6 protein-coding genes and 1 pseudogene are annotated in these 8,108 nt (G+C 39.1%); 4 read left to right on the forward strand and 3 right to left on the reverse strand.

All coding sequences use genetic code 11. The features are described from left to right. Positions 1–4: 4 nt before the first annotated feature. From J7E66_RS21760 to J7E66_RS21770, 3 genes are read right to left on the reverse strand one after another with little or no spacing between them, the layout of a single operon-like run. Positions 5–364: a cupin domain-containing protein gene (locus J7E66_RS21760; protein ID WP_215003703.1), complete on the reverse strand. Its 360-nt coding sequence runs from the start codon at positions 362–364 to the stop codon at positions 5–7. 5 nt (positions 365–369) lie between these two features. Beyond that, complete coding sequence (lsrK, locus tag J7E66_RS21765; RefSeq protein WP_215003705.1) at positions 370–1,950, reverse strand: autoinducer-2 kinase; 1,581 nt, start codon at positions 1,948–1,950, stop codon at positions 370–372. Beyond that, positions 1,928–2,896 carry a sugar-binding transcriptional regulator gene (locus J7E66_RS21770; protein ID WP_215003707.1) on the reverse strand — a complete coding sequence of 323 codons (969 nt, stop codon included), beginning with the start codon at positions 2,894–2,896 and terminating at the stop codon, positions 1,928–1,930. Before J7E66_RS21770 ends, lsrK begins: the two co-directional genes overlap by 23 nt. A gap of 275 nt (positions 2,897–3,171) precedes the next feature. Between J7E66_RS21770 and J7E66_RS21775 the strand changes: the two genes are divergently transcribed. The 4 genes and pseudogenes from J7E66_RS21775 (at position 3,172) to lsrB (ending at position 7,813) form a co-directional block, all read left to right on the forward strand. Beyond that, positions 3,172–4,713 (forward strand): sugar ABC transporter ATP-binding protein, encoded by a 1,542-nt coding sequence (locus tag J7E66_RS21775; protein WP_215003709.1) that lies wholly within the window; start codon positions 3,172–3,174, stop codon positions 4,711–4,713. Next, positions 4,710–5,630 (forward strand): annotated as a pseudogene (locus J7E66_RS21780) (ABC transporter permease subunit); the annotation flags it as partial. The gene J7E66_RS21775 and the pseudogene J7E66_RS21780, both read left to right, overlap by 4 nt. 88 nt (positions 5,631–5,718) lie before the next feature. Continuing rightward, positions 5,719–6,744: an ABC transporter permease gene (locus J7E66_RS21785; RefSeq protein WP_251033073.1), complete on the forward strand. Its 1,026-nt coding sequence runs from the start codon at positions 5,719–5,721 to the stop codon at positions 6,742–6,744. Positions 6,745–6,748: 4 nt separating this feature from the next. Next, positions 6,749–7,813, forward strand: coding sequence for an autoinducer 2 ABC transporter substrate-binding protein LsrB (gene lsrB / locus J7E66_RS21790; RefSeq protein WP_215003713.1), 1,065 nt, complete (start codon positions 6,749–6,751; stop codon positions 7,811–7,813). Positions 7,814–8,108 lie beyond the last annotated feature (295 nt).

The raw sequence follows: 8,108 nt of genomic DNA on the forward strand, positions 1-8,108 counted from the left end.
TCATTCACTCCTTGATTTTTGGATTTTTAACGATAACTGAATCTCTTTCACTAATATGTGGAGACTTTATAAACACCGCTTTAAAATCAACGGTATTCGTATTTTTTAAGTAGTGTGCTTCCATAGGACTTACTTGAAGCATATCACCTGGTTTTACGTGAACAGGTTCACCATCTATATAAATATCTATTTCTCCTTCAAGAATATAGAAGATTTCTTCGCAGGTAGTATGATAGTGATTATCGTGATCATCACCTGGTTTTAATAGAACCACACCAATATCAACGTTTGGTCCTTTTGTTAAGTATTTGGGTCCATGGGTGCCATAACGATATTCATTATTTTCTTCGTTTGTGTGAAACATTCGTTTCACCCCCTTTCAAATTTTACAGTTAATCCAGGTGCGATCCACATATGATTCGTCTTACCTGAATCAGCCAATTTAAGTTGTTCGCCGTAAACCTTACGCCAATTTTCATAGATTGAGAGATATTTTTGGTGGTTTTCTTGGTTAGGATAGTGAATTCTTTCCCATTTCACTAAATCAGTAATTGCGGATTCTAGGCTGGGGAATAAACCAACACCAAGTCCTGCCATAATGGCTGTGCCAAGTGCAGCTGCTTCTTTCTCAACTGGTACTTTTACAGGGATTCCGAGAACATCGGCCAACGTTTGGCTCCAAAGTTTCCCTTTTGAACCTCCACCAGCAAAGATGGCTTCTTTAGGAAAGTGACCTGTAACCTCTTCGACAATTTTTAAGTTGCCATAGGTAACGAGCGCGGCATTTTCTTGTATCGATTTAAACATTTCTTTTTTTCCGGTTTTGTTAGGGTCTAATGTGAGGTTTAAAAAGGAAGGGGCAGCATGTCTCCAAGAGATATAATCCATGACATCTGAGAAAATAGGGATAATTCCATTTGATCCGACAGGGACGTCTTTCGCTTTTTCTTCAAGAATTTCATAAGCATCACGACCTGTTTGTGCAGACTCAAGTTTTTCTGTTTCACAAAAGGCGTCTCTAAACCATCTCATGACAAGTCCGGGGAAGAAGGCGATGGTTTCGATTTGCCAAAGTTCAGGGACCGCGTGACAATTAACACGAATTCGATTATGTGAATCAACAATCGGAGCCTCAATATTAATTTCTTGCTGCCAAAAACTACCTCCGCAAATAAAGGTTTGGCCATTCTTGATCGCACCTACCCCGACGGAGGCCAACTGTGCATCGCCGCCGCCGCTAATTACGGCAGTTCCTTTAGCAAGGCCAGTAGAAGATGCGATGGACTCTGATACGACTCCAAGGAGTTCTCCAGCTTCATTAACAGGAGGGAAAATATTGCTTTTTAGCTGACAAGCCTCGGCAATTGCAGGCGTCCAAGCTCGATTCTTTAAATCGAAAAGTCCTGTTGTACAGCCATTGGAAGGGTCTACTTGGAGTTTGTTTGTGAGCTTAAAGAGGATCCAATCATTTATCATAGTTAAGTAGTTAATTTGCTCGTAGACTTCAGGCTGGTTGTTTTTTATCCAAAGGATACGGGGAAGAGCGCCCAAAGCAAATGTTTGACCTGATAATTCATATAGTTTTTTTTCAAGATCTGGGTCAGTATTCTTAAGTTCTTTGGCTTCTTCCATCGCGCGGGCATCCACATTGGCACATGCCCAAATTTCTCTTCCGTTTGCATCGTAAAGGACAAACCCTTCGCGCATACTTGTTGCGCTTATAGCTTTAATGTCTTTGGGGTCGATGCCCGACTGAGCAAGCACCTGAGATATACAGGTTTGAATAATCCCCCAGTTTTTACTTACATCGAAATCCATGGAACCTGGAAAACGTAGATCTTCCAGATGTGTCCATTCAACTTGTGATGAGGCAACCTGCGTGCCAGCTGTATCGAAGAGAACAGTTCTAACGCTTCCTGTCCCTGCATCAAATACTAGGATGTACTCCATTCAAAGCAGCCTCCTTTTTTATTAACGCTGTCGCAGTTTCTTCATCAGTGATGATGGTGTTGATATAACCTCCTTTTAATGCACCGTATATGGCCTCCACTTTATGGGCACCTCCTGCAACTCCAATGACATTATGTAACTTTTTCAAGGTGCTAAGTTGGGTGCCAATTAAGCGATTATGATGGGGTAAATCAAGAATCTTTCCTTGGGCATCAAAAAATTGACCTAGAATATCTCCTACGGCATTATGATTTTTAATGAAGATTAATTCATTGAGAGTCATTTTTTCTTCTTTAATAATCGTGGAAGCTGTTGATAGACCGCCAATCCCTACGACCACATGGTTGGAAAGACTGGCTAGGTCGAGAAGGTTGCTTACAGAAGGCTCTGATAACATATTTTTTGCCATTTCTTCTGACGATGCTAGGAATGGTGCAGGAATAACATGAATCCCGCCCTTGAATTTATCGAGTCCACTTTCAGAGGAATATTCCCGCTTTTGGAAGTAGTAGTTCACACCACCTGTAAGTGTTACCATAGAAATTTCGATAGAAGGATCAATGGTTAATGATTCAATTGTCCGAGAGACAGCTTCTCCCCATCCAAACCCAATCAATTCATTGTTCGAAATATTACTTTCAATAAATTGTGCAGCAGCTTTTGATAAAGACTGACTAAGATTGTCTTTTGGGGTTGGAATGACAAAAGCATGATCAATTTTAAATGAATGAATGAGGTCCTTTTCAATTTCTAAACAATTAACACCGGGACCTTTAATATGAAACTGAACAATATTTTCTGCTCTTGCACGATCAAGTAAACGTACAACTTTATTTCTCGATAAATTTAATAAATCTGAAATCTCTGTTTGTGTGAGATTGTCCTTGTAGTAATACCAGGCGACCTTAACCAGGAGGTTTTCAGTAAAGACATCATTGCTCGCCATATTTTATCAACCTTTCAACAAATAATCAGTGTCTAGACAAATGTTTAACTCTAATACTGAGTATAGGCCCCGAAAATAAAAAAGTCAATAACTTCAAAATATTTTGATAATTCAATACATACGTGTTGACTATAGGCCATTTGTCAATTAATATTTGGAATGTAAGCGGTTTAATTTCGGAATCAACACTTTGAGTAGGCTTGAACAAAAGTTAACTATATTAAAAAATGTTTAGTTTTTAATAGTTTTATAGTCTAGCAAGGTAGGTGAATAAAATGCATGACCAGCTAATTCATATTCGTCAAATCTATAAGCAATTTGCTGGAAACCCTGTATTAAAAGGTGTGGATTTAACTCTTAATAAGGGCGAAGTTTTTGCGATTGTCGGAGGAAACGGTGCTGGTAAATCGACATTAATGAAAATTATTACTGGTTTATATCGTCCTGATGAAGGGCAAATTGTGGTAAAGGGTGAAGATGTATCGTTTCATCAACCAGCGGATGCCCATAGGCATGGGATCTACTTAGTACCACAGGAACCGCTAATCTTCCCTAATATGACGATTCGCGAAAACATTACCATCGGTTTAAATGAGAATAAAGTCGAGTGTGAGAAGAGAATTAAGAATTACCTTTCTGTTTTAGGTTGGAATTTGGATATTAACCGCAGGGGCTTAAGCTTATCCATAGCTGAGCAGCAGCTTGTTGAATTGCTTAGAGGATTAATTCGAAATGCAAAAATACTAATATTAGATGAACCTACATCAACTTTAACTTTTAGTGAGATTAATTCCCTCTTTTCTACTATTAAAAAACTAACCAGCGATGGTTTGGGTGTTTTCTATATTACCCACCGACTTAAAGAAATATTTGAGCTCGCGGATTCAGTCGCAGTCCTTCGCGATGGACTGATATCAACCAAAGGGGCTATAAGAGATTTCACCTATGACAAATTATTAGAAGGGTTAATGCCTGAACAAAGTAAGGGCGCTTCTGATAGAGAAATAGGATTGGAATCTACTGAACCGAAGGTACTTAGGGTGGTAAGGGATGCTAAACCATCGAAAGGAAATTCAGATAAGGCGATTTTAATGGTTAAAGACTTATCAGGGCACCGTTTTCAAAATATCACCTTTGATCTCTATCCTGGTGAAATCTTAGGGATAGCTGGTGTCGTCGGTGCAGGCCGTACGGAGCTTGCCTCCTCAATCTTTGGATTAGAACCATGGGAATCAGGAGATGTATTGTTGCAACAAGAGAGTATTAAGAAGCTTTCTATACGCGAGCGAATTAATCGTGGTTTAGCATATGTCCCTGAAGATCGACATCAACATGGTATTTTCTCCATTGCCTCTATTAAAATGAACATCACATCAACAATTCTGCATAAATATAAAAGAATATTCCTCCCATTTAAAAAAGAAAAAGAAATTTCAACTATAGCAATTGATACCTTGAAGATAGTCACTACCGGACATAACCAATTGTTAAGCAATCTATCTGGTGGTAATCAGCAAAAGATTGTTCTATCGAAGTATCTAGAAACAAAACCTAAAGTCATTATTTTAGATGAACCGACGCGAGGCATTGATGCTTGTGCGCGAGGGGATATTTATAAAATTATCGATGATTTAAAGAAGAATGGGTTAGCCGTTATCCTGATTTCCTCAGATACAGAAGAAATTGTTCAACTAAGTGATCGTGTCCTTGTTATGCATGAAGGTCAGATGACCTCTTCAATAGAAAAAGAGGATTTAACTGTAGATTCCATAACCTCAGCTGCATTCGGGATTAAAAAGGAGTTGAAGGTTCTATGAATCTCTTTTCAAAGGTTATGAAAGCAAGAGAAGTCTCGATTATGATTCTCATTATTGCGTTTATCGGAATTGTCGGTGGAATTAATAGTAAGTTTGTGACTGGTAACAGTCTGATACTACTTGTTAGCAGTAGTATCATTTTACTCATATTAGCTGTTGGTCAATCTTTTGTCTTGTTAACCGCCGAAATAGACGTGTCAGTTGGTTCCACTATGGGAATATCGGCAGCTGTGTGCGGCTTACTCTTAACAAATGGTATATCAGGATGGTTAGCCGCTATAGTGGTACTATTTGTCGGAATACTTGCAGGGATGTTTAATGGTATCGGTGTTGCCTACCTTAAAATTCCGGCGATTATTATGACATTAGGTACGTTAGGTATATTAAGAGGTTTAATGATTATTTTAACAGGAGGAGAGTGGATTGAGGATATTCCAAACTATTTCAAAAAGCTTTCAGGCGCAGATTTCATTGGTCTACCTTTCCCTATTTGGATTGGACTTATTATTCTCCTTGCGGCATTTCTGGTTTTAAAGCTGACCAAATTTGGCCGTTATTTCTATGCCGTAGGGGATAATGCGGATGGTGCTAGACTCATAGGTATTCCTGTGTCAAGGATTAGAGTGTCTGCCTTTGTGCTTTCAGGTTTGTCTGCCTCTATTGCAGGGATGATTTTTGTAATGAATATAGGCTTTGTCCCTAACCAAACGGGTAATGGTATGGAACTTCAAGTTATTGCTGCTGCCGTATTAGGAGGTGTAAGCCTTAACGGTGGACTTGGAACAGTGTTTGGGGCTGGACTCGGAGCGATTTTCCTTACTGCAATTAATAGCTCATTAATATATTTGAAAATTCCAGCTTACTGGAATAATGCGATCTCAGGGTTTTTATTACTGCTAATTGTCATTAGTGATTCTAGATTCCAAAGCTATTTGAAAAATAGTCAGTTTAAAAAAAGCAATAAACCTCATAAACAAGAAGATGTTGTAAAAGGAGTGATTCAGAATGATGACAAAACTGACCAAGCCACTCTTTAGGTGGGAAAGTGCACTGGTTGTTTTCTTAATCATTGAAATCATTTTCTTCAGTGCTATGAATCCGGACTTTTTGAACTTTACAAATCTGATTTTTAGCATGAATGACTATGTTTATATCGGAATGGCCGCTATTCCTATGACCTACGTTATTATTACTGGCGGAATTGATGTTTCCGTTGGATCTACGATTGGATTGACTTCAATCACTATTGGCGTGCTATGGATGAGTGGTATAAATGTGTGGCTGGCAGTTTTGCTTGCCCTGGTGATGAGCGCCTGTGCTGGTGCAGTGAATGGCGTGATTATTGCTAATAGTAACGTCCAGCCATTGGTTGTTACTTTGGGGAGTATGTTTCTTTTCTCTGGGATTGCCTTAGTAATTTCCGGCGGCAGCAGTGCATCTGGATATGAAGGCATCAGTGGTTTCCCAGACTCATTTGTGCAATTAGCAAATGGAGATACTTTTGGTTTACCTAATCCGATATTATTTTTTCTCTTCTTTATGATTATATTTGCAGCAATCTTACACCTCACACGATTTGGCAGACAAGTGTTTCTTATCGGCATTAATATCAAGGCAGCCCGTTTTAGCGGAATTCGTACTAAATCCATTTTGGTTTGGTCGTATGTCTTAGCAGGTTTAGGAGGTGGTATCAGTGGTGTAATCTTAACATCCTACTTCGGTTCTGCGAGGTCAGACCTCGGGGCGGAAGCGGTGTTGCCTGTCATTACTGCAGTTGTCTTGGGAGGGACCAGTATCACAGGTGGAAAAGGTAGCGTTGTTGGAACAGGAATAGCAAGTATTGTTATTGGGATGATGCAATATGGTTTACAAATGATGAGTATGACCAATCAGGAAACAAGTGTGGTTATTGGATTTTTATTAATCATTGCAGTTTTACTCCGTTTAACAAATTGGAGTACTATCCAATTATTTTTTAAAAAGTTAAATAATAAAAAGGCTCTTAATAAAGAGTCCTCAAAAGGAGTGTAGATTAATGAAAAAATCATTATTAATAAAGCTATTCACTATTGTTTTATCAGCATTGCTACTGCTCGCAGCTTGTAGCAGCGGTGGGGAAAAGACTTCAGGCGGGGAAAAATCAAACAAGAAAGATGTTAAATTAGCATTTATCCCTAAACTTACTGGTGTTGGATTTTTTACATCTGGTGGTGCAGGGGCTAAAGAAATGGCAAAAGAACTTGGCGTTGAATTAACTTATGATGGACCAAGCGAAGCTTCTGTTGCAGGACAGGTAAAATACATTAATAACTTTGTAAACCAAGGTTATAAAGCCTTGATGATTTCATCGACATCTGTAGACGGCTTAAACCAAGCATTGGACCGTGCGAAAAAGCGTGGGGTTAAAATCTTAACTTGGGATTCAGACGTAAATCCAGAACACCGTTCATTCTATATTAACCAAGGAACTCCTGACCAATTAGGCGGATTACTTATTGATATGACCGCTGAACAAATTCCAGATAAGGCAAAAGTAGCCTTCTTCTATTCCAGTCCTACTGTTACAGACCAAAACCAATGGGTCGAGGCAGCTAAAGCAAAAATTAAAGCTGAACATCCTGGCTGGGAAATTGTTACGACGCAATACGGAGAAAATGATGCCCAAAAATCTTTAACAGTTGGCCAAAATATCATTAAGTCGTATCCAGATATCGATGCTGTCATTTGTCCAGATGCTACAGCATTACCTGCTATGGCTCAAGCTGCAGAAAACCTTAAAGTGGCAGGGAAGATTGCCATCACTGGTTTTTCAACACCAAACGTTATGAGAGACTTTGTTAAACGTGATACTGTTAAGCAATTCGGACTTTGGGATGTTAAAAAGCAAGGTGCCCTTGCTGCCTATGTTGCATACCTAATGACTGTTGAAGGTAAAGACCTAAAAGTTGGCGATGAGTTCGAAGTACCAAATGTTGGTCACGTTAAAATCGAGCCTAATACAATCCAAGGGTATGATTACACAGATGATCACAGCGGGATCATTCTATTACCAGAACGTGTAGTCTTTAAGAAGGATAATATTGACAATTACGATTTCTAAAATAGAGGAAAGACTGCCTTAGTTGGCAGTTTTTCTTTTATAGGCTATGTTAAAGCTTATTGTTGATTTTGGCACCCTGTTGATCTACGTTCCAGGCGTGAAGACTCCTGCGGGAGGACGGGGCAGGGGAGACCCCGCAGGAGCGCAGCGAGGGCACTGAAAAACTTACGTTTTTATTTTTTATGGTTGAACAAAAGACAAAAAAAGCAACTTTCTTCCGAAATAGAAGATAAAGTTGCTTGTTCCCCTTGGCTATTCTTATTCCTTTTCATTTAGAAGCTTTATAATCCGTTTT

It is taken from the genome of Bacillus sp. ISL-7 (assembly GCF_018613065.1).